This is a genomic window from Undibacterium sp. TJN25, assembly GCF_049339885.1.
In the GTDB taxonomy this organism is placed as follows: domain Bacteria; phylum Pseudomonadota; class Gammaproteobacteria; order Burkholderiales; family Burkholderiaceae_D; genus Undibacterium.
The window spans coordinates 407,816-429,551 of record NZ_JBMPPM010000003.1 but is presented as its reverse complement, the minus strand read 5'-3'; the positions used below and the strand labels follow the sequence as shown (position 1 = coordinate 429,551).

The 21,736-nt window shown below is 49.5% G+C and carries 15 protein-coding genes; 9 read left to right on the top strand and 6 right to left on the bottom strand.

The genetic code is table 11. The features are described from left to right. Positions 1–1,905 (top strand): XrtA/PEP-CTERM system amidotransferase, encoded by a 1,905-nt coding sequence (locus ACO0LO_RS08920; protein WP_422963857.1) that lies wholly within the window; start codon positions 1–3, stop codon positions 1,903–1,905. A gap of 100 nt (positions 1,906–2,005) precedes the next feature. Here the strand turns inward: ACO0LO_RS08920 and ACO0LO_RS08915 are convergent, their stop codons facing one another. Then, complete coding sequence (locus tag ACO0LO_RS08915; protein ID WP_422963856.1) at positions 2,006–3,046, bottom strand: bifunctional UDP-4-keto-pentose/UDP-xylose synthase; 1,041 nt, start codon at positions 3,044–3,046, stop codon at positions 2,006–2,008. 465 nt (positions 3,047–3,511) lie between these two features. Here ACO0LO_RS08915 and ACO0LO_RS08910 point away from each other — a divergent pair, with 465 nt between their 5' ends. From ACO0LO_RS08910 to ACO0LO_RS08875, 8 genes are all read left to right on the top strand, one after another. Beyond that, positions 3,512–4,693, top strand: coding sequence for a glycosyltransferase family 4 protein (locus ACO0LO_RS08910; protein ID WP_422963855.1), 1,182 nt, complete (start codon positions 3,512–3,514; stop codon positions 4,691–4,693). Further along, a complete protein-coding gene (locus ACO0LO_RS08905; protein ID WP_422963854.1) occupies positions 4,690–5,847 on the top strand; it encodes a glycosyltransferase family 4 protein in 1,158 nt (385 codons plus the stop codon). Before ACO0LO_RS08910 ends, ACO0LO_RS08905 begins: the two co-directional genes overlap by 4 nt. Continuing rightward, positions 5,840–7,126 carry a putative O-glycosylation ligase, exosortase A system-associated gene (locus ACO0LO_RS08900; protein ID WP_422963853.1) on the top strand — a complete coding sequence of 429 codons (1,287 nt, stop codon included), beginning with the start codon at positions 5,840–5,842 and terminating at the stop codon, positions 7,124–7,126. Before ACO0LO_RS08905 ends, ACO0LO_RS08900 begins: the two co-directional genes overlap by 8 nt. Positions 7,127–7,139: 13 nt before the next feature. Next, positions 7,140–8,120 (top strand): polysaccharide deacetylase family protein, encoded by a 981-nt coding sequence (locus ACO0LO_RS08895; RefSeq protein WP_422963852.1) that lies wholly within the window; start codon positions 7,140–7,142, stop codon positions 8,118–8,120. Further along, on the top strand, positions 8,063–9,289 hold the full coding sequence (locus ACO0LO_RS08890; RefSeq protein WP_422963851.1) for a polysaccharide deacetylase family protein: 1,227 nt from the start codon (positions 8,063–8,065) through the stop codon (positions 9,287–9,289). Before ACO0LO_RS08895 ends, ACO0LO_RS08890 begins: the two co-directional genes overlap by 58 nt. Before the next feature lie 2 nt (positions 9,290–9,291). Continuing rightward, positions 9,292–10,326 (top strand): GNAT family N-acetyltransferase, encoded by a 1,035-nt coding sequence (locus ACO0LO_RS08885; RefSeq protein WP_422963850.1) that lies wholly within the window; start codon positions 9,292–9,294, stop codon positions 10,324–10,326. Between the two features lie 3 nt (positions 10,327–10,329). Next, positions 10,330–11,289, top strand: a complete 960-nt coding sequence (locus ACO0LO_RS08880; protein WP_422963849.1) for a glycosyltransferase family 2 protein — start codon at positions 10,330–10,332, stop codon at positions 11,287–11,289. A gap of 266 nt (positions 11,290–11,555) precedes the next feature. Then, a complete protein-coding gene (locus tag ACO0LO_RS08875) occupies positions 11,556–13,019 on the top strand; it encodes an oligosaccharide flippase family protein (protein ID WP_422963848.1) in 1,464 nt (487 codons plus the stop codon). 83 nt (positions 13,020–13,102) lie between these two features. Here the strand turns inward: ACO0LO_RS08875 and ACO0LO_RS08870 are convergent, their stop codons facing one another. From ACO0LO_RS08870 to ACO0LO_RS08850, 5 genes are all read right to left on the bottom strand, one after another. Further along, positions 13,103–14,053, bottom strand: coding sequence for a hypothetical protein (locus ACO0LO_RS08870; RefSeq protein ID WP_422963847.1), 951 nt, complete (start codon positions 14,051–14,053; stop codon positions 13,103–13,105). A gap of 746 nt (positions 14,054–14,799) precedes the next feature. Then, the gene (locus tag ACO0LO_RS08865) at positions 14,800–15,864 is read right to left on the bottom strand and encodes an acyltransferase family protein (protein ID WP_422963846.1); all 1,065 of its coding nucleotides are present in this window, start codon (positions 15,862–15,864) and stop codon (positions 14,800–14,802) included. Positions 15,865–16,307: 443 nt separating this feature from the next. Next, positions 16,308–18,644: a hypothetical protein gene (locus ACO0LO_RS08860; RefSeq protein ID WP_422963845.1), complete on the bottom strand. Its 2,337-nt coding sequence runs from the start codon at positions 18,642–18,644 to the stop codon at positions 16,308–16,310. A gap of 239 nt (positions 18,645–18,883) precedes the next feature. Then, positions 18,884–20,119, bottom strand: coding sequence for a pyridoxal-dependent decarboxylase, exosortase A system-associated (locus ACO0LO_RS08855; RefSeq protein ID WP_422963844.1), 1,236 nt, complete (start codon positions 20,117–20,119; stop codon positions 18,884–18,886). After that, the gene (locus tag ACO0LO_RS08850) at positions 20,116–21,720 is read right to left on the bottom strand and encodes an acyl-CoA ligase (AMP-forming), exosortase A system-associated (RefSeq protein WP_422963843.1); all 1,605 of its coding nucleotides are present in this window, start codon (positions 21,718–21,720) and stop codon (positions 20,116–20,118) included. The genes ACO0LO_RS08855 and ACO0LO_RS08850 overlap by 4 nt, the downstream gene beginning before the upstream one ends. Positions 21,721–21,736: the final 16 nt, after the last annotated feature.

The following is a 21,736-nucleotide window of genomic DNA, read 5'->3' as shown; positions in this document are numbered from 1 at the left end:
ATGTGCGGAATAGTCGGAATTTTTGATACGCGCGGCGAGCGGGAGATAGACCGTGCGGTGCTGCACCGCATGAACGAAAGCCAGCATCACCGCGGCCCCGACGAAGGCGACCTGTACCTGGAACATGGCTTGGGCTTTGGCCACCGCCGCCTGTCCGTGATCGATATCGCCACGGGCCAGCAGCCGCTGTTCAATGCCAATAACACGGTGGGCGTCGTATTCAACGGCGAGATCTATAATTACCTGGAGCTGATGGACGAGCTCACCAAGCTCGGCCACGTCTTCCGCACCCGTTCCGATACCGAAGTCATCGTCTATGCGTGGCTGCAATGGGGAGAAGACTGCGTACACCACTTCCGCGGCATGTTTGCCTTTGCACTGTGGGACCGCAACAAGCAAACCATGTTCCTCGGCCGCGACCATGTCGGCGTCAAGCCGATGTTCTACTCGCTGCTGCCGGACGGCCATTTCGTGTTCGGCTCGGAGCTGAAGTCGTTGATGACTTTCCCCGCGCTGTCACGCAAACTCAACCCCAGCGCCGTTGAAGACTATTTCGCTTACGGCTATATCCCCGAGCCAAAAACCATCTTCCACCAGGCATTTAAACTCTGCCCGGGCCATACGATTACATTGAAGATAGGCGACACAGCGATTCATCAAAAGAAATTTTGGGACATTCCGTTTCAGCCTGCGCCGGCAATGTCGGAGCAGGACACGGAACATGAGCTCATCGCCCGTTTACGTGATTCGGTAAAAAGCCAGTTGAAGGCTGAGGTCCCTTTGGGCGCATTTTTATCTGGCGGGGTAGATTCCAGTGCAGTGGTGGCAATGATGGCAGAACAGGCGCCCGAGGCAGTGAATACCTGCTCGATCTCCTTCAATGACCCCAGGTACGACGAGTCCACCTTCGCCAACCAGGTTGCGCAACGCTATAAGACAACACACCACGCCGAAACCGTGGGCATGAACGACTATGGCCTCATTGATACACTCGCGCACCTATATGATGAGCCTTATGCGGACAGCTCCGCCATTCCCACCTACCGGGTATGTCAGTTGGCCCGCAAACGTGTGACAGTGGCGCTGTCCGGCGACGGCGGTGATGAAAATTTCGCGGGGTATCGCCGCTATCGCTACGCAATGGGGGAACAAAAAGTACGTTCCCTGCTTCCCTCGGCACTACGTAAGCCCATATTCGGCACTTTGGGCAAATATTATCCAAAAGCAGATTGGGCGCCTCAGATGTTTCGCGCCAAGACCACTTTTGAAGCGCTTTCCAGGGACATCGTAGAAGGCTACTTCCACGGAGTATCCATCATGCCGGACCGGGTCAGAAAGCAGCTGTTCAGTACACAATTCCAGACGGAGCTGCAGGGCTATCAAGCAGTGCAGGTCATGCGGGAGCACGCCGCGAATGCACCAACAGACGATCCGCTATCGTTGCTACAGTACCTGGATTTCAAGACCTATTTACCAGGAGATATCCTGACCAAAGTAGATCGCGCGAGCATGGCGCACTCGCTAGAAGTACGGGTGCCTCTGCTAGATCATGAGTTTGTAGAATGGGTCTCCAGCCTACCTCCCGAAATGAAGCTACACGGTGGCGAAGGAAAATATATCTTCAAGAAATCACTTAAACCCTACCTATCCGACGATATTCTGTATCGTGCAAAGAAAGGGTTTTCCATACCTGTTGCAGACTGGCTCCGTGGCCCATTGCGTGCCAAAGTAAGAGAAGCTGTTTTCAGCCCTTTACTACTGGATACGGGCATCTTTAATGAAACATATCTTCGGCATATGGTTGAACAACATGAATCCGGTCTCAAGGATTACAGTGCTTCGTTATGGTCAGTACTCATGTTTGAAACTTTTTTGCGAGTGAGTGTGAACGTTGAATACCATTAGATAAATACGGAAACTTTATAGGTTTCCTTCTATCAAGAAAAAAGGCTTAAGTGATTTGGTTCACTTAAGCCTTTTTTAAATACGGGTAACTTGTCAAATATTAGTTATTCAATTGCTCCGCGTCCGACAATTTATCTTTATAGGAATCAAAGATTTTTACCAGTGCATCACGCATTGGATATTGCGGGGCCCAACCTAGTTCGGACTTGGTATTGTCGATTTTCGGCACGCGGTTTTGCACATCCTGGTAGCCTGTGCCGTAGTACCCCTGCGCTGTTATCTCAACCAGATTTACTTTTTTCGCAGTGTCGCGGTATTCAGGATACTCAGCTGCCAGTTCCAGCATCATACCGGCCAGCTCCTTGATGGAGTAGTTGTTGACCGGGTTACCAATGTTATAGATCTTGCCGGTGGCAACGCCGTCTTTATTGGCGATGATGCGGACCAGCGCATCGATACCGTCGTCCACATAGGTGAATGAACGCTTCTGCGCACCGCCATCCACCAGCTGGATGTTTTCACCGCGGACGATATGGCCCAGGAACTGGGTCAGCACGCGGGAAGAGCCTTCTTTCGGCGTATGGATGGAGTCCAGGCCGGCGCCGATCCAGTTGAATGGGCGGAACAGCGTGAAGTTCAGGCCCTCCATGCCGTAGCCCCAGATCACGCGGTCCATCAACTGCTTGGAACAGGCATAGATCCAGCGCGATTTGTTGATCGGGCCATAGACCAGATCCGAAGACTCAGGATCAAATTCTGCGTCTGGGCTCATGCCGTACACTTCGGATGTGGAAGGGAAGATCAGGTGCTTGCCATACTTGGCGGCGGAACGGACGAAAGGCAGGTTGGCCTCGAAATCCAGTTCAAATACACGCAATGGCTTTTGCACATAGGTAGAAGGCGTAGCGATAGCAACCAAAGGCAATATAACATCGCATTTGCGAATATGGTATTCAATCCATTCTTTATTGATCGTGATGTCACCCTCAAAAAAATGCATACGCGGATGATTCAGCAATTCTCCCAAGCGATCATTTTGCATGTCCATACCGTACACTTCCCAATCGGTAGTTTCCAGAATGCGCTTGGAGAGATGATGGCCGATAAAGCCATTGACACCAAGAATAAGAATTTTTTTCATGTTATTTAACCATTAACGGGCTAGCTTGTTGACCAAGCATTATACCAATCTTTGAAGCGCATCAAGCCAGTCTCCTGGCATTGACCTGTGGAAAGAAATTTTGACTTGCATTCCATTTGCTGGCGAAACCTATCAAGCGCGAGCTCAGTTGCCCTTCTTAATCAGCCTACTTAGGAACATCAACACGATTATTATAAAATTTAACAATTCTTGATGGGTGCGGATTTGTGGATTTTTCAGTTAAAAATAGCCGCATGGAAACTGATTTATTTGAGGAAAACGCAAAAACTCGCACAAACGTCGCTTTTCATTCTTGATTAAAAAATATAAGAAAAATATTAACTAACAAGGGCATAGAAGTTGATTCCAAAACGCAATAGCACCTGTTAGTATCGAGAGTTATCAGTAAAATGGCGCTCCTTGTGCAGATCAATATTCAGGCCCGCTTATTCATGTTATGAAACGATGAAGCTACTTACATTTAGCACCCTGTTCCCCAATGCAGAACAACCTAATCACGGCATCTTCGTAGAGACCCGGCTGCGTTATCTCGTCGCCAGCGGCGCTGTGGAATCACGTGTGGTAGCACCGGTGCCCTGGTTCCCGTCGAAAAACAAACGATTCGGACATTACTCCACCTATGCCAGAGTGCCTGCTGAAGAAAGCCGCCACGGAATTCAGATCCTGCATCCTCGCTATCCTGTACTGCCCAAGCTGGGCATGGTGGTTGCACCATTGCTGATGGCAAACGCCATGAAAAAAACACTGGGCAACATCATCGATGAGGGTTTTGATTTTGACGCGATCGATGCGCATTATTTTTACCCAGATGGCGTTGCTGCGGTGATGCTTGGCAAATATTTCAACAAGCCGGTGGTCATTACTGCGCGCGGCACCGACATCAATCTGATTCCACAGTATCGCCTGCCGCGAAAAATGATCTTGTGGGCCGCGCAGAACGCCCGGGGCATCATTACCGTCTGCCAGGCGCTAAAAGACGAAATGGTCGGCCTCGGTGTCGCTGGAGGAAGTATCACGTCCTTACGCAACGGGGTAGATTTGCAACGGTTTCAGGTATTGGACAGAGAATCGATCAGGCAAAGCCTGGGACTGAACAACTTCACCCTTTTGTCAGTCGGCCAGTTGGTGACACACAAAGGGCACGACCTAATCATCCAGGCACTCCCCTCCTTGCCCGAAGTGCATTTGCTGATTGCCGGTACAGGACCGGAACGAGAAAGCCTCGAAGAATTGGCTCAGAGCCTTAAAGTTTCACATCGCGTCAAATTTCTTGGCTCTGTTCCTCAGGCTGAACTCAAGACTTATTACAATGCAGCAGATACATTGGTCCTCGCCTCCAGCCGCGAAGGCTGGGCAAATGTGTTACTTGAATCCATGGCTTGCGGTACCCCGGTCATCGCCAGCAATGTTGGTGGAACACCCGAAGTGGTTGCGTCGCCAGATGCCGGACTGGTCATGCCTCGGCGCACGACGCAGGTGTTGATAGAGGCCGTGCGTGCGCTACGTGCCAGTTATCCGTCGCGTGAAGCAACCCGACGCTATGCAGAAAAATTCAGTTGGGATGATACGACCCAAGGACAAATACAGTTATTTCAGGGAATTTTAAATGGCGGGCGCTTAACGTGAAAATTCTCTACCACCACCGCACTCGCTCCAAAGACGGCCAATCAGTCCACATAGACGAAATGATCGCAGCGATGCGTGATCTTGGACACGAAGTCATTGTCGTAGCACCTGCAGGTGCAGAGCAAACATCTTTCGGATCGGATGGCAAATTTGTGCCATGGCTGAAACGTCATGTCCCGAAGGTCGGCTATGAGCTGATGGAATTTGCCTATAGCCTAATCGCCTATAGAGATCTGGTGAAGGCAGTCAAACTGCACAAACCGGATTGCCTGTATGAGCGTTACAACTTGTTCCTGCCTGCCGGCATCTGGCTTAAGCGCAAATATAATTTGCCAATGTTGCTGGAAATTAATTCGCCGATTTTTGAAGAACGTTCGCGGTACGACGGCCTCTCGTTAAAACGGCTGGCACGCTGGTCGCAACACTTTGCCTGGAACGCCGCAGACTTTGTACTGCCGGTAACCCAGGTGATGGCTGAAATTGTTCAGTCTTATGGTGTACCGGCCAACAGAATGATGGTCATCCATAACGGAATCAATACCAGAGAATTTGAAAACGTAGCGGACAACAACGCAGTTAAATCATCCCTCGGGCTGAACAATAAGCTGGTGCTTGGCTTCACCGGCTTTGTGCGGGACTGGCATGGCCTGGACAAAGTGATCGACATGATCGCCACAGACCCCCATGACTCTGGCAGGCACCTGATGGTAGTTGGAGACGGCCCGGCAAGGCGGTCGCTGGAGCAGCAGGCGCAGGCACTGAATGTGGGGCATCGCGTCAGCTTTACGGGCATTGTTGGAAGAGACAAAATTCCCGAATACGTGTCCGCCTTCGATATCGCCCTTCAGCCAGCAGTAGTTGCCTATGCCTCGCCTTTAAAATTGCTTGAATACCTCGCTCTCGGCAAAGCGATCGTGGCGCCCGCACAACCGAATATCCAAGAATTATTGCAGGATCAACACAATGCCGTACTATTTGATCCTGCAGAGGCAGATGGCTTGCCAAATGCGATAGAACGGCTTTGCGCCGACGCGAAGTTGCGGCAATACGTCGGTAAAAATGCTTCTGCAACTATCAGCAGTAAGCAGCTGACCTGGAAATCCAATGCTGAACGCGTAGTATATCTATTTGAAAGATTGTGCCGCCATGCGTGACTATGCATTATTCGCAGTCATTTTCGGACTACTACCTTTCGCCTTCAAGAAGCCGTTCGTCGGCGTATTGATGTTCACCTGGGTTAGTCTGATGAACCCGCACAGGCTGACCTACGGTGCTGCCTATGATTTTCCGTTTGCAGCGCTGATCGTCGTCGTTACGTTAGTCGGTCTGTTAGCGGCAAAACAAAAAAAAGTTTTTCCAGTAACGCCGGTAACAGTAGTATTGATCCTGCTCATAATCTGGATGTTAGTGACGACCCTGGCTGCCCAGGAGCCGGACCGAGCTTGGGCGGAATGGAACCGCGTGATGAAAACGATGTTCCTAGTTTGCGTTATTTTACTTACTGTGAATACGAAACATGAAATACAGGTGCTCGCCTGGACGATTGCTTTGTCGCTTGGTTTCTACGGTTTAAAAGGAGGAATATTTACCATCCTCTCAGGCGGCGGCAATCACGTGTTTGGGCCTGAAGGAAGTTACATAACCGACAATAATGCGTTAGCTTTAGCACTGATCACCGTGGTCCCTATCATATGGTATGTACAGCTGACAGCAAAATATAAAATAGTACGCTATGCGCTAATGGGACTGACTTTAATGACGGTTGTATCGGCAGTGGGTTCGTATTCCCGCGGCGCTTTATTAGGCGGAGCATGTATGTTCTTTTTTTTGTGGCTCAAGAGCAGGCAAAAAATCCGCACTGGTCTCGTAATATTACTTATTGTCCCATTAATTTATAACGTCATGCCGAGCCAATGGTTTGAGCGCATGAACACAATTGACGATTATAAGCAGGACGACTCTGCACTCGGGCGTATAAATGCATGGGGGTTTGCAGTCAATGTCGCGTCATCTAATCTGACGGGCGCCGGCTTTGACTGCTTCACACACAGATTATTTTTGATATATGCGCCAGACCCGTTAAACCACCATGCCGCACACAGCATCTATTTCCAGGTTTTGGGTGAGCACGGGTATATTGGCTTAGCCTTGTACCTTCTCTTCATGTTTATGGCGTGGAGATCGGGTAGCCGCATTATCAAGCGCTGTAAGGGACGCGAGGATCTCAAATGGGCAGCGGATCTTGCTGCAATGTGCCAAGTAAGCATGATCGGTTTCGCCGTAGGAGGAGCTTTTCTAACCATGGCTTATTATGATTTATATTACGATATTGTTGTTCTGTTGGTTTTAACGGAAAAATTATTGTCCTCTGAAAGCATTCCTGTATCAGGTACGGTAAAACACGATATTTCAATACCCCTAAGTGCCTCTTAACAATTAAAAGCACATGAAATCATCGATTAAAAATCGGTTGTCAGCATTTCTTTTCCGCTCTGTCGGAAACTGGATCGCTCCTAGTGCAATTGGACAGGGTCGGCTATGTATATTAATTTACCACCGCATCCTTGAAATTCCTGATCCACTCCTAGAATCAGAACCGGACGTCGTAGAATTTCGCCGGCAAATGAAAACCTTGGCGACTAATTTTAATGTTTTACCGCTGTATGAAGCGTTAGAGACTTTGAAAAATGGCCGCATGCCACCAAGAGCGGTATGTATCACATTCGACGACGGTTACCGCTCCACTCATGACCTTGCCCTTCCTATTTTAAAAGAATTTAATCTGCCAGCAACAGTTTTCGTCACTACCAGCTATCTGGATGGTAGCAACATGTGGAACGACAGAATTTTGGAAGCATTACGCAGCATGCCAACAGGGCCTCTCGATTTAAGAGGTTCTGGCTTGGGCCTTCATCCAATATCATCGATTGCAGATCGCGAAAATGCCGCAGATAAATTGATTAAAGCGGCCAAATATTTGCCTTCCGAACAGAGATTGGATCTGTCGTTAAAACTCGAAAGCTTCATCGGCGCGGCACACCGCTCAGGGCTGATGCTAACGCATGATATGCTGCGCAACCTGGTGAAAAACCGCGTGGAGGTAGGTGGGCATACCATTACTCATCCGATATTGACTAAGCTGGACGATAATACCGCGCGCCAGGAAATCGCCGGTTGCAAGCAAGAGCTTGAAGCTATCGTTGGAGAACCTGTCCGTTTATTTGCCTACCCTAACGGAAAGGTGGGAATGGATTTTGACGAAAGGCATGTGCAAATGGCGAAGGAAGCTGGCTACAGTGCCGCATTTACAACGACGATTGGCGCTGTAACAGCGAAATCCGATGCTTATCAAATTCCTCGCGGCCGCCCTTGGGACACGACTCAATTGATGTTCAAGTTGCGCATATTGCGCTGGTTGGCTACCTAAAAATCAAAGTCTTACCTATGGCCAATAACACATATTCTCTTTCTTTTCCATCCTCAAAGGACAAAGCCTTTACGTTTAAATATCGGCAAAACGATACCCTATTTTCATCGGCCCCTGTCCCTAGCCTTTTTATCCAGGTAAAAACAGTCGTCAAGGAAATGATTTACGCCTTAGGTGGCATGGGGGTATATCACCGCTTTCGTAATCGGCAAAATTTGACGGTTGTTATGTTCCACAGAGTACTGCCTCGCTCAGATATACGGGCCGCAGGAGCAGACCCCGAATGGACAATGAGCACTGACACTTTTCGTGCTTGCTTGAAATTTTTTAAAAAGCACTATTGCCCGATTTCTATGGAGCAGCTTGCAACAGCCCACGTAATGAAAAAGGAATTACCCGCCTGCAGCCTGTTGATCACTTTTGATGACGGATGGGCAGACACGTCCGAGTATGCGCAGCCCATACTGGATGAATTGGGATTATCCGCTCTTGTATTTGTCGCTGGCTCCATCATTAACCAAACTCGCCCCTTCTGGCAAGAGAGCCTCTATCACCTCTTGTCGTCTCAACCGGATGGCTTGGCAAAATTACAGACATTATTGGCGGAGCATCAGGTCAGCATTTCGCACGACCTGAAATGCGCTAAGGATGAAGAGGGCATACGAACAGTTATACGGCAATTGGGAAATTGCGATCACAGCCGACTTAATGCCATTGCCCAATCGCTGCAATTGGAATCAGATCTTCCTCCGTCTATGCTGACGACTGAACAGTTAAAAAATTTGACCGTGGCGCGCCATTCAGTTGGAAGCCATGGAATGTCACACCAGCCGCTAACGACAGTTAAAAATCCACAACAAGAAGTGTCCGAAGCAAAAGAAATTTTGACTGAACAGCTAGGGTCAAACGCAAGCGTCAACACGATGTCCTTTCCACATGGCGCCTACAACAAGGACGTTGCAAATATATGCTGGGCATCAGGCTATGAATACCTTTTTAGTAGCGACTCTCTGTTAAACCGAATGCAGAATTCGAATAAAAAAAATCGCATCTGGGGACGTATCCATATTTCCGAGCGCGCAATTACCGACATGCGTGGCAATTTTCATCCATCTATGCTGGCAACGTGGTTGTTTTCGCGGCCGAGCGGTACCCTGCTTACAAAGTAATCATGTCAAATCAAAATCTGACGGCTAGAGTTGTCAAACCTCATCAGCTCACACAGCAGGAAATTTCACTGTGGGATGAGCTCTCTCTCACTCAAGCCCATCTCGCATCTCCTTTTTTTAGCGCCCACTATGCGCAAGCGGTAGAAAGTTCAGGCGTGAACGCGAAAGTATGCGTCTTGTACAGCGGTGACAGTATCCGCGGCTTCTTTCCCTTCCAATTCGGAAATACGCTTTCAAGTATGCTGAAATCCGCCGTGCCGGTGGGCGGTAGTATGAGTGACTATTTTGGGCTGGCTGCAAGCAAGGATTTTAGAATTACATCGGATGAGTTATTGCGTTTAGCCAAAATAAATCACTTTAATTTCTCTCATCTCGACGAATCCCAACTGTTCTACGGCTTGGCCGGGGAGCGGCCACGGACTGGCCTGCGTATCCGATTTGATGCCACAGCCGAGAATAGAACTGACCTGGACTGGGTAAGCAACAAATATCTTAAAGATACGCAAAGACGGGAGCGGCAGCTAGAGCGGGATATCGGTCCTATCAAATTCGAATATGATGCCCAGCAAAAAAGAACAGAAAAACTTTTGCATCTGATTGAACAGAAAAGAACGCAGTACAACAGAACCAAGGTGAGCGATGCCTTGAGCTATTCTTGGAAATCCGCCTTGCTAAAAATTTTACTGGATACAAATTTTGCATCCTGCCACGGTACCCTGTCGCACATGACTGCGGGAGACAAGTGGGTAGGCAGCCATTTCGGCATTATGGGTAACGGCGTGCTGCAATACTGGTTTCCCGTATATAACCCGGACTTGACTAAATACGCCCCCGGCAGGCTACTACTGCACTCCATATGCAAAGCAACTCATGGTAATGGCGTACACGTGATAGATCGTGGAGAGGGGGATACCCCTAGCAAGCGGGAAGTTACCAATGAAGATCATCAGTTTTACCGCGGAGCGTGGTACAACAAATCGATTTCCACTCAATTGGCGCGCGGCCTCCAGAGTCTGCAGTGGCGACTGGGAATGTAAAAAATGAACAACTCCAACACTCAACCTGCTGATACTACTTTAGAAGAAAATAAGTACGAAATCAGTGTCATTATTCCCGCATTCAACGCGGCAAAAACAATTTCTCGTGCGATAGAATCCGTCCGCATTCAGGCAATGGAATCCTTGGAAATTCTCGTTATTGATGATGGCAGCGTAGACGATACTTATGCTGTCGTTTCCAGCTTGGTAATGCCAAATGAGAATTTTCGAGTTTTGAAAATGCCGAAAAATAGCGGAGTTTCCGCGGCGCGAAATATGGGCATACGACATGCGGAAGGTAAGTTTTTGGCGTTTCTTGACGCCGACGACATCTGGCTATCTGGCAAGCTAAAACAGCAGATAGATGCTATCAAGCTTGATCCACAGATAACGCTTGTATCCTGCAACAGCATATTAATTTCAGAATCCGGCGAGCATTTAAAAGAGGGCCATGTAAATCGTCAGCCAGTTGAAGGCAGCGAGGCATGGAAAACTTTATTGATCTACAATTTTTTGCCGACCCCAACCGTATTAACCTACCGTCACTTAGTCACCAGCTTGGGCGGGTTTGATGAAACACTTGCCGTCGGTGAAGATCTTGATTTGTGGATCCGGCTGGCATTCCTGGGCAAGGTGCGCGTGCTGAAAGAAATACTGATCAACTACTATGACAGTACTGACAGCTTGATGAAAAGACACACGTGGGAAACACAAACGATCGTCCAACCCATGCTGGAAAAACACATGGCTACTCAGCGTAGTAAATTATCTTCCAGCGAAGTGCGTCACATCCGAGGAACTCAAGCCTTCCAGATGGGGTGTAATCTGTATTTTGCGGGCGCGTTTCTACCTTGCATTCCTCCCTTTTTAAAGGCTGCCTATTTTGGTATCAGACCAATCAAAAGTGCCATATATATTCCCCGTGCCATATTAATGGAAGGGCTGTCGCGAGTGCGAAAATAACGGCGCAAACGGCGCATTGAGATACGCCACCACGGATTTTTCCATACTGCTGTCGATTCAATTCACCCCCTGGGCAACGTCTGCCGCAACGTATTGAATTTGAAATTCCTAGATTTCGTGTTACCGCAATAAAAAGAGAACACCAATGCACTCATTATTAGTATGCGACTCGGCCCATCTCGGTTTGCGGGCATTAGGCGAACATCATAAATAGCGTGAGCCCACTGTTACAGACACGGCTTAATCAAACACATCGGGGCTAAAGCTTGAGTTCGATCCGGAAAAAATTTGGCATACAATTCTTCGTAACCAATAGCGCGACTATCACCTATTTCTTCATGTCGCTGATACTGTCGCGCCTACTGTCTCCTTCTGAGGTCGGTATCTTCTCCATCACTGCCGTGCTGGTAGGATTCACGCATGTCTTCCGGGATTTCGGCGTGGTGTCATTTATCAGGCGGCAAAAAGTCCTGAGCGATGACTTGCTTCGTGCTTCCATAGGTGTGCTTTTTACATCTTCCTGGGTCGTCGCTGTATTACTTTATGCCTCAGCGGACTATGTTGCGATATATTTCAAGCAGCCTGGTATTCGCAACATCATGCACGTCCAGGCCATAGGTTTCCTTATTATTCCCTTTGGCAGCATTCCACAGGCAGTACTTGCTCGTGGTTTGGAAGTGGAGAAAACGGCGATAGTCACCGTCATTTCCGTCATCGTTTATGCAACCACCTGTATTACATTGGCATATTTAGGTTTCAGTTTTATGAGTATGGCATGGGCTAACCTCCTCAACATCATTGTAAGCAGTGTGGGTTTTATGTGGCTTAGTCCTAAAGGGCTACCAAGGACACCCTCTTTCAAAGGATGGAAAGGTGTAGTTCATTTTGGTGCGGGAGCCATGATAACCTCGGCACTTAGAGCAACCGATGCGGCATTGCCCGATATATTGCTTGGTAAAATTTCGGGCCCTCATGACGTCGGTATTTTCAGCAGAGGTAATTCTACTGTGAATATTTTCAATAACGTTGCCGGCCCGACTGTCAATTTTTTTGCGCTCCCGTATCTGGCGAAGATACATCATGGCGGAGATAAGGTAAGCAAAGAAGTAGCCAGGTCTATCGCCTATCTTTCCGGCCTTATGTGGCCCGCATTAGTCGTTATGGCTGTGATGGCTAAAAGTGTCGTCGTACTGTTGTATGGTGCAAAGTGGGAAGAAAGTGCGATCATCATCCCATGGCTATGCGTTTGCGCAGCATTACAGATAGGATTTTTGGTGCTACAACCTGCGCTAACGGCCCTAAACAAGCCCTACATGAGCGCTTTCCCAATCGCATTGATCGTCATCGCAAAAGTTGTGCTCGGTATTTGGAGCTTTGATGGCGGCAATTTGGTTTCCTTCGCCCGCGCAGTAGCGATCGCAGAAATACTCGCAATCCCGATTAATCTCTACCTACTCGACCGTTACGTAGGGCTCAAGTTTTCAGCTTGGATTAAAGCGGTATCCCAAAGCCTGCAACTATGCATCGTTGTATTGGTACAGGTACTTTTGTTGAAATGGGTCATTCAGTCAATTGAGATGCCGCTACTCCGCATTACACTTACTGCGCTGTGGATTACTCCCAGCTGGATATGCGCTATATTTTTGCTAAACCATCCTCTGAAAGAGGAAATGCTGACTGCTCGGAATTTCATAAAATCCTACTTCGTTCCGAAAGCAAAAAAACTATGAACCAAAATTTCTAATCCGGGATTTTGTGATATCAACAGAAAAAGAAATGGGACGTGATTTTTGGCCTTATCAGGCTTCAGTAACTATTCAGAATGCTTTTCCATTGCCAGCAAAAAATTAATATACTCTTCTGCCAAATTATCACGATTCAGGCTCGCGGCGCTCTCTCTCCGCGGTTCTGTATCCCAATGTGTCGAGGGCGTATTAATTAGTTTATCCAGCGCTTCGGATAATGCCAACGGTGTGACATCGCTAATGACAATCCCAGCTTTAGCTTTCTCGACAAGCCTGGCAGCATCACTAATCGCACCAAAAGCAAGTATAGGCTTTGGCACATTTAAGTAGTCGTAGGTCTTTTGAGTAATGACACCGTTGTACGCGGTCAAATTGAGCAACAAGAGCGCACCACTCTCCCGCATAACTTCCACTGCCTGGTTTTGAGGTACCGCCGGGAGTATCTGTGCTGTTCCCCGATGGCGAAAATTGAAGGCCTCAATGGATTTATGTGTTGAAGCTAACTGATTTCCGATCAATAGCAGTCGAATTTTTGTCGCTAACTCTGGGCGGAGTTTGAACACGCCATCGAGTGTATTCAAGAATGGCTCAATGGGCGTATGCTCCGCCGCGCGGCCAACAAAACTTATACAAAATGACTCTGTATATTCGGCCAAGTGATTGCTATGATCGGCCGCTAACGCAAACGCGCGAGGATCCCATCCATTAGGAAATACTCGCCCAGCTTTTTGCCTAAGAAACGGATAGGCAGTTTCATACGCCTTGCGCTTCCCTTCTGTAACATAAGTGACAGCATCCGCCACTTCAAGACAATGCCGCTCCCAATGTAAATCGTTTGCCGATGCCGCCACGAACGGTGGGGTGTGAATTCCCCATTCATCCATATAAAGCAGAACAAGCTTAGCTCGCGCCCATCTGGCGATAAAGGTCGCAGCAACAAAGTTAGAAAAGCGAGGTCCTACAGCCAAGACAACCGTGGGTGGGTCATCCTTGCAAGTTCCCATAACCGTTTTGGCCATGGATATTGCTGTGTCGTAGCCACCATCAAGAGAGGGGGTAAGGAAATAATAGGGACGAGTCGCCGGATCATTCCGCATAGAAAGTGTGCCCGGGGTTCGGAGAATACGCAACGATGAAGGTAGTGACGCAAACATATCGAGCCCTTGCGCCGATGGCGACGCTGGCACCGGCGAACAAATTACACTGATGGAAGTTGATTCTCTTTCCGCCTTTCGAGCGAGGGTCATTGGAATGTGGGCGCTCGTCGCATGCGCCGGTGGAAATGCCCAAGAGACAAGAAGAAGATGAGAGCGTCGAGGGCCCGGACTAGTATGGACACGCGGTGCAAAAGGAACCCAGAATTTGTCAATTAGAAATTTGGCTGTTGTCCATACTCTCATATAGGAATTTCTATTTTTGAAGTTAAGTCATACTCCGGATTAACATAGCAAAATCAGTTGGGGTTATCGTAGTGATCAAAACTGAGAGTTTGGCTCCTTCTTACCCATTGGCCCTCGCAAAAATACCGGCGATCCAAATTAATTGCTACCGATTTTGGCAGTTAAGTAGGCCTCAATTTTAAGGCCGACCAAGGCGCTATCTTTGAGCTGCGACTATACGTCATGGTAATGATACAGGTGCTATTACGAGATAGACCACTTGACTAATTGAGACGCCGTCGATTCGCTTTGGATTGAATACTTCCGTTGGCTGTACACTTTATTTTGCTCACCCTGTCCGTAAGGGTGGGCACGGAATCAAAAGCTTACTTAGTATTAACTCGTTTAGGGGGAAAATCCAAAAAGCTGAAAAGCCGAATGATAATTTCGCGAGCAGTCTTTTTTTTCCGTTCAGTAAAGTACCCGATTACTACAACAACTATCAGTGTGAATATCGCAAGACATATTCCTCGAATCGCCACCGGCCACATTTTTGGAATAAATGCAGCACCTAAATGTAACAGAGGCAGATGAAAAAGATAAAGCGCGAAAGTAAAACCCGCCAAAAGAACTATGGTTTTTTCAGCCCACAGAATTGGTAATTTTAAGAACGAGACGGATAAAAGATTAATAGCTAATAAGAGTCCCATCAAGAAGTCAACAAACGAGAACCCTGGCGGAAAATAGGGTGACGAAGACCTCTCAATCGTTCCATTAGCATCCAATAACAGTAAAAATAAAATCAAAGCCGAGGTCAATATAAACAATCCTGCAGCGGCTAACTTACTAAGTATTATCATTTTAGTTAAGCGATAGGCAGCAACACCAAAAAGCCAAATAGGAAACAAAAGTAGAATGGTTGGCCCTGCTATGCACGCCGCCAAAAAAACAAAAATAATGCGGGAAGTGCCTTTGAGAAAAATTGCGATACCAAATATCTGGTAATACCAAAATTCATAAGGCAGCGACCAAAATGGATCGTTAGACAGCATCGACAAATTCCACCACCAGCTTTGCCCCAAAAAGAAAAAAGCTCCTACCACTCTGAGCAGAGGATTTGTTTCTCTTTCCATCAGATATACTGATGGGTCATGGCGAGTTCCGATGCCATCGCAGACAAGCGTCAAAATCAATGCTGGCACAACTACTGAATAAAGTCGCGCGAATCGTGCGACCGAAAAATCAAAAAAAGTTTTTTCTTTCTTGTCGACGGTATATTGAATAACAAATCCTGAAAGCACAAAAAAAACAATAACCGCGCTATGGCCGTATGGTTGCAATTGCCAAAGAAATCCGCCGCTAATCCGAAGCCAGGATAAGTGGCTTAAAAAAACGGCCAACGCTGCGAATAGTCTGAGGAAGTCTAAGTAAACAGAAAGCTCGCGTCGCATGAAGTGTTTTTTAGGATATCAAAGATTAGTTAACCGAGAGCCCGCAACCACCGCATAAAATTAATATCCGTATTTACACGATTATTTAACAATATGTATTTGGTGAATTAAATCTAGGGCTGTCGAATCCTAGCTTATATTAAGGCTAGAAGTAAAATAATTATGAAATAATAAATATAGATGATTGGGCTAGTTTGCTTAATAAATGCAAACGGGGACACCAAAATGCACCCGACACCGCAAGAGACTGTTCCAATTCGGAGGGGAGATCGCTAAGATCCACACTATAAACTTAGTGAAATCTCATTAACAATCAAAGAAAAATAACTGAAGAACTATTGAGTAATTTCAAATACCCATGCCCATAACAGGATGGACATGGGTACAAAAATCGCATTTGCTACCTTGACCTATAAAACGTTATCAAGGCTGCTTCATCAGCACTAACGCGGAACAATCGCAAATTGAGGGCTGGTTGAATAATCCGGTTTTACCGAACGTGCCATAAATGCTTTCCAAGCATTGGCTCCACCAGCAACACCTGAATCAGCACTATATGCAAGCGCAGGCTGCATATCGGAAGGAAACCCATCCGCCGCAGAAGAATAGCCTACCATTTCGCCGACTTGCAACCCCAACCCACTTGCCATACTTGCGCTTGCGCACGCCAGTGAGCTTAAGTTAGAAGGAACGCTGGCACGGTATGCTTGCCCCATGTCTGTGTAGATTGTGCCTCCGTCAACGTCTGTAACATGGAAAGAGTAAATTGAACCTTGGATCCAGCAAAAACCGGGATCTGTCATCCGTTTGATCGGAAATTTTACCTTCCAAGCCAGCAAAGGCTGAGCTTGCTGGTATCCCAACTCCACAATATGCCCCACAACTGAGGTAAAGAAATCATCCTGCCAAGGTGCAATTCCGGTATTGCCATCGTATACCCGAGCATTCGAATCGGTAAAAGCACCGAAGGTATTTGCCGAACTTGTATTTGAGGAAAACGAATTGTTGTACCAATCGAGGTTATTTCCTAAAAAAGTTGCAAACTGCTTTTTAAGCGTATCGGAATCTGGCGTGATATACGCAGCGTTCGCTACGTCCCTTAACATCCATGCTTGTGCTCTGACCTGATTGGGATATAACAAGCCGCTTATATTATTCCGGTATCCTGGATTGCTTTGGAATAAGGCGTACATGGCTTCAAATTGCAACTCTTCCAAATAGTAATAGTCGCCAGTTACCAAATACGGCAGATAAGTAGATGCCGGCGTATGGGCGGTATCTGCAGTATTGGGCGATGCACAGTCTCCGCCACACGCCGGAAACGATTCGTATTTTTTTGTGGCAGGATTCAGCGTGTCAGTGCTTCGACCTACAATTGTCATGTATGGATAGTCCATCAAACTGACCGGCCTGTCAGTATTTTTGTCACGATAATGCGAGCCCCAACTGCCGGCTAAATCTGCGGTATTCAGTGTAGCCAGCCTCAACGAGTTATCCATGCTTCGCAAGTAGCTTACCGCCCAACTCGGCAATAGCCCGATGTCACCCCTGCCGCCTGTCGATGGCATGTAGGCGACTGCCATCCCGGTTCCCATTGGCTCAAAGCTGGCGCCAGATAGTTTACTGCTAGCATCAGCAACAACTGCAGGTGACACAGTGAAACTTTGATCATAGTTTGAAACTGCCTTACTTGCGATTAAGTAAGCCGGGTTAAGTTGTACGTTCACTTGCGGAGTCTGTCCCCACCAAAACATTTTACGCCAGCGTGCTTGCGTGTAATGAGTAAGGGCAGATTTAGAGTAAACGTTTTGGCCGCCGATCAATATTTTCACGTCATACGTCAGATTTTGCGGGGCAGGTTCAAAAGCCCAGTTATTTTCAAGTGTGACGTCTACTCTTGCATTGCTTAAGCCTGTATAAGAACGAATTGCGAAACGTGCTGTCAGTTGAGGGTGCGCGACACCTTGTGCATTTTTCAGCGGGGCAGACACTAACCATTCGTTCACCAAGGGACCAGCCAGCCAGGACTGGGCTTGTCCCGCCTTAAGTAGCGCATCGGCAGAAGCGGTATAGAGCTGTCCGTTCAGCGTTACACTAACGCTGCTGGTAAAACCCGATGCCAACAGAGCTGAAGCGGTAATGCCAGGCGCAGATGCAACAGATGACTTCGCTTTAATGAGGGAAATTGCGGCTGTCTGCCCGGAAGGCAAACTCGGCAATACGCAAGAAATGATTGCATGCCGTACTGACCCATCGGCGTGCTTTGCCTTTACATCGATCTGCAAGGGCACCGTGCTCCCATCACTCAATTTACCGTACAAAGTATTTGCATTCGGCAGATCCCCTGGAGCAAAAATCTGCCCAAAGGTAACCGGCACATTGGTTTGTGTTTTTGTGCCTATCGCGGTTGTATTTTGTATTTTGACATTCGTGATAATTGTATCCCCACTATTGATAGGAGGAGTAACAACGGGAGGTATTACAACGGGCGGTTTGGCCGCAGGTGGAGTGGCATTTGGCGGCGCAAGCACGGGTGCTGCGCCAGGATTCGACGTGGAACCTACCGGCAAATTGCTGCTGTCCGCCATCGCAACGACGCCGGTGCTATCCGCTCCGCCGCCACCGCCACAGGCCGCCAGCAAGATGCTGATGGAACATGTTGATAAGACACTCATGAGCCTGAAACGCTGAGTTGAAGAGGAAAATTTCATATCGGTTGTCATCGGAAAAGTACCTGTAAATGCTTGGGAGTAAGTGCAGCATACATTGCCTTGCATCATCAATGTCTACGACTCTTACAATTTGTAAACATTGCGTGGCGGCTATAGCAACTTCGATGACAACAACACACAGCTTAATTCTGAATCGACAATAAGAATATAGATTTCGACTATCTATCTGGCGGCAGAAATGCAATTCGCCTTCATCTGTTTATCAAAACCACATGACGTGACAATGACGATTTTATCGGGTAACGAATATTGTGAACACAATCGAGGAACCGCAAAAGCTGTGAAATTTACACCAGCACCTCGGCAGCATTTGGATGCCCGAGAAATGCAGTAGGGCTGGCCGTTAACCCATACGCTCCTGACTGGAATACCACAATCAGATCGCCAATCTCCGCATGCGCCAGCGCCATCTGGTCCGCCAAAATATCCAGCGGCGTGCACAGCGGGCCTACGACAGATGCGTTGCCGGCTTCGCCGGGCGACATCTTGTTGCCGACAGCAACCGGGTAATTCTTGCGGATGACCTGGCCGAAGTTACCGGAGGCGGCAAGGTGGTGGTGCAGGCCACCGTCGGTAATGATGAACAGTTCACCACGCGAACGCTTGATGTCGGTAACACGCGATACATAAATGCCGGCCTCGCCGACCAGATAGCGGCCGAATTCCAGCGCGACTTTTGCCTGCGGCAGTTCTGCGTGGACGCGCGGCAGGCTGGCATGCAGATGGTCGGCGACAGGCGCCACATCCAGTGCTGTCTCTCCGGGGAAATACGGGATGCCGAAACCGCCGCCGATATTGAGCGACGTGACTGGTTGCGGCGCATGCTGGGCGAGGCGGAAGGCTAACTCGAAAGTTTTTTCCTGCGCCTCGATGATCGCTGCAGCTTTCAGGTTCTGCGAGCCGCTGAAGATATGGAAGCCGTGGAAATCCAGCCCCATTGCAGCAATTTGCTTCAGCACCTCGGGCACAAGCTCGGCATCCAGCCCGAAGGGTTTAGGACCACCGCCCATTTTCATGCCGGAGGATTTCAGCTCGAAATCCGGATTAACGCGCAGCACGACGGACGGACGGATGCCGAGCGTAGCGCCTATGCGGTCCAGCCTCTGCAGCTCGGTAGTCGATTCCACGTTGACGACGATGCCTGCAGCTACGGCCTGGCTGAGTTCGGCCTCGGTTTTTCCGGGGCCGGCAAAACTAATGGCCGCTGGCAGCATGGGCGTATCCAAAGCCACCCTCAACTCTCCACCCGAGGCTACGTCCAGGCCATCCACCAGGCCGGCCATGTGCTGCACCAGCGCCGGCATGGGATTGGCCTTGACCGAATAGTGCAGCGATAGCTGTGCCGGCAGCATGCTGCGCAGGTACTGCACACGGCGCGTCAGCAGGCTGCGGTCGTAGGCATAAAACGGTGTGCTGCCCACCCTGTGCGCGAGGCGTGTCAGCGGCATGCCGCCTATGTGCAGGCAATCGTCCACAACAGCGAACTGGGTCTGGGGGGCGTGGGCTGGTTTGGCGGTTTTCATGTTGGCTGTGATTCGAACTGGCGGGCAAAACGCAATTGCAGCGCCTTGCGGTCGATTTTTCCATTCGGGTTGCGCGGTAGCGCTGCAACGTCTATCTCTATATGCGCCGGCACCATGTAGGCGGGCAGGCGGCGCTGGCATTCCTTGCGCAGCGTATCTGCAGCAAGGCTGCCGCTGTCATTCTGCCTGATGACCGCGACAATCGCCTGGCCCAGTTGCGGATGCGGCACGCCGACAGCGGCGAGCTCTTCTACATCAGGAAAGCTGTAAATGACCTCTTCCACTTCGGTCGGGCTGATGCGGTAGCCGGATACCTTGATCATATCGTCTTCGCGGCCGATGAAATACAGGTAGCCGTCTTCATCCATCCTGACGGTGTCGCCGGACCAGACGGCAATTTCGGGGAAAGGCAGGCCTGTCAGTTTTGCCGGTAGCGGCCTGAAGCGTTCGGCTGTTTTTTGCACATCGTTCCAATAACCCAGCGACACCAGGGCGCCGCGATGCACCAGCTCCCCCGGCTCACCAGGCGCGCAGGGGCTGCCGTCCGACTTCAGGACCAGGATCTCGGCATTCGGGATAGCTTTGCCCATGGAGTCCGGCCGCGCATCCAGCTGCGAAGGCGAAAGGTAGGTGGAACGGAATGCCTCGGTCAAACCGTACATCAAATAGACCTGCACAGCGGGCAGCGCAGTACGCAATGCCTGCAAAGTGGGCCGCTGCATCGCGCCACCGGAATTGGTGAGGTAGCGCAAGGTACAATCTGCCGGCCATTTTTGCTGCGCCAGCTGTATCCACAGCGGCGGCACAGCGGCCAGGCCGGTGATGCGTTCTTCGCTAACGAGCGTGACAACATCGCGCGGTAGCAAGTAATTGATCAGCACGGCGGTGGCGCCGCAGAGGAAGGCGGTGGTCAGCTGGCTCAGCCCGTAGTCGAAACTGAGCGGCAGAACTGCCAGTATGCGGTCTTCCGCCGTATTGCCGAGATACTGGACGACGCTTTGCGCCCCGGCCAGCAGGTTGCGGTGGGACAGCACAACGCCCTTGGGCCTGCCGGTGCTGCCGGACGTGTACAGGATGGCGGCGACATCGCTGTCTACGCAGTAATGTGCCTGCGCATCTATGTCAGCCAGCAGGCATTCTTCCCACCGCAGCAGCTTGCAGGCGGGTGAACCCTGCCAGGCCAATACGGCTCCCGCTTTGCTGCCGACGATGACGAGGGTATGCAGGCTGGCGTATGCGCCGGATTCCAGCATTGGCGCCAGCGCCGCCAGCCTGTCGGCAGAGGTGACCAGTACGCTGACGTTGCAATCGTTGACGATATAGGCAAGCTGGTCGGGTTTCAGCAGGGGGTTCACAGGCACGAAGACGGCGCCGGCGGCGGAGGCGCCAAATAGCGAGACGACGGTTTCTATGCGTTTTTCGAGGTAAACCGCGACCCTTTCGCTGCGACCGGTGCCTGCAGCCAGCAAGCCGCCGGCAAACCCAGTAACTTGCTGCTGCAGCTGTGTGTAGCTGAGGCGTTGCGCCTGATAGCACAGCGCCTCGGCGTCCGGCGTGCGCCGGGCGCTGTGTGCAATCAGCTCATGCACGAGGATGGTCATGGCATGCGGAAGCCGG

What these genes read in the sequence shown, in the direction of transcription:
- ACO0LO_RS08920 (WP_422963857.1), top strand. Translation starts at nt 1, where the DNA reads ATGTGCGGAATAGTCGGAATTTTTGATACGCGCGGCGAGCGGGAGATA.
- ACO0LO_RS08915 (WP_422963856.1), bottom strand. Translation starts at nt 3,046, where the DNA reads ATGAAAAAAATTCTTATTCTTGGTGTCAATGGCTTTATCGGCCATCAT.
- ACO0LO_RS08910 (WP_422963855.1), top strand. Translation starts at nt 3,512, where the DNA reads ATGAAGCTACTTACATTTAGCACCCTGTTCCCCAATGCAGAACAACCT.
- ACO0LO_RS08900 (WP_422963853.1), top strand. Translation starts at nt 5,840, where the DNA reads ATGCGTGACTATGCATTATTCGCAGTCATTTTCGGACTACTACCTTTC.
- ACO0LO_RS08895 (WP_422963852.1), top strand. Translation starts at nt 7,140, where the DNA reads ATGAAATCATCGATTAAAAATCGGTTGTCAGCATTTCTTTTCCGCTCT.
- ACO0LO_RS08885 (WP_422963850.1), top strand. Translation starts at nt 9,292, where the DNA reads ATGTCAAATCAAAATCTGACGGCTAGAGTTGTCAAACCTCATCAGCTC.
- ACO0LO_RS08880 (WP_422963849.1), top strand. Translation starts at nt 10,330, where the DNA reads ATGAACAACTCCAACACTCAACCTGCTGATACTACTTTAGAAGAAAAT.
- ACO0LO_RS08870 (WP_422963847.1), bottom strand. Translation starts at nt 14,053, where the DNA reads ATGGCCAAAACGGTTATGGGAACTTGCAAGGATGACCCACCCACGGTT.
- ACO0LO_RS08865 (WP_422963846.1), bottom strand. Translation starts at nt 15,864, where the DNA reads ATGCGACGCGAGCTTTCTGTTTACTTAGACTTCCTCAGACTATTCGCA.
- ACO0LO_RS08860 (WP_422963845.1), bottom strand. Translation starts at nt 18,644, where the DNA reads ATGATGCAAGGCAATGTATGCTGCACTTACTCCCAAGCATTTACAGGT.
- ACO0LO_RS08855 (WP_422963844.1), bottom strand. Translation starts at nt 20,119, where the DNA reads ATGAAAACCGCCAAACCAGCCCACGCCCCCCAGACCCAGTTCGCTGTT.
- ACO0LO_RS08850 (WP_422963843.1), bottom strand. Translation starts at nt 21,720, where the DNA reads ATGACCATCCTCGTGCATGAGCTGATTGCACACAGCGCCCGGCGCACG.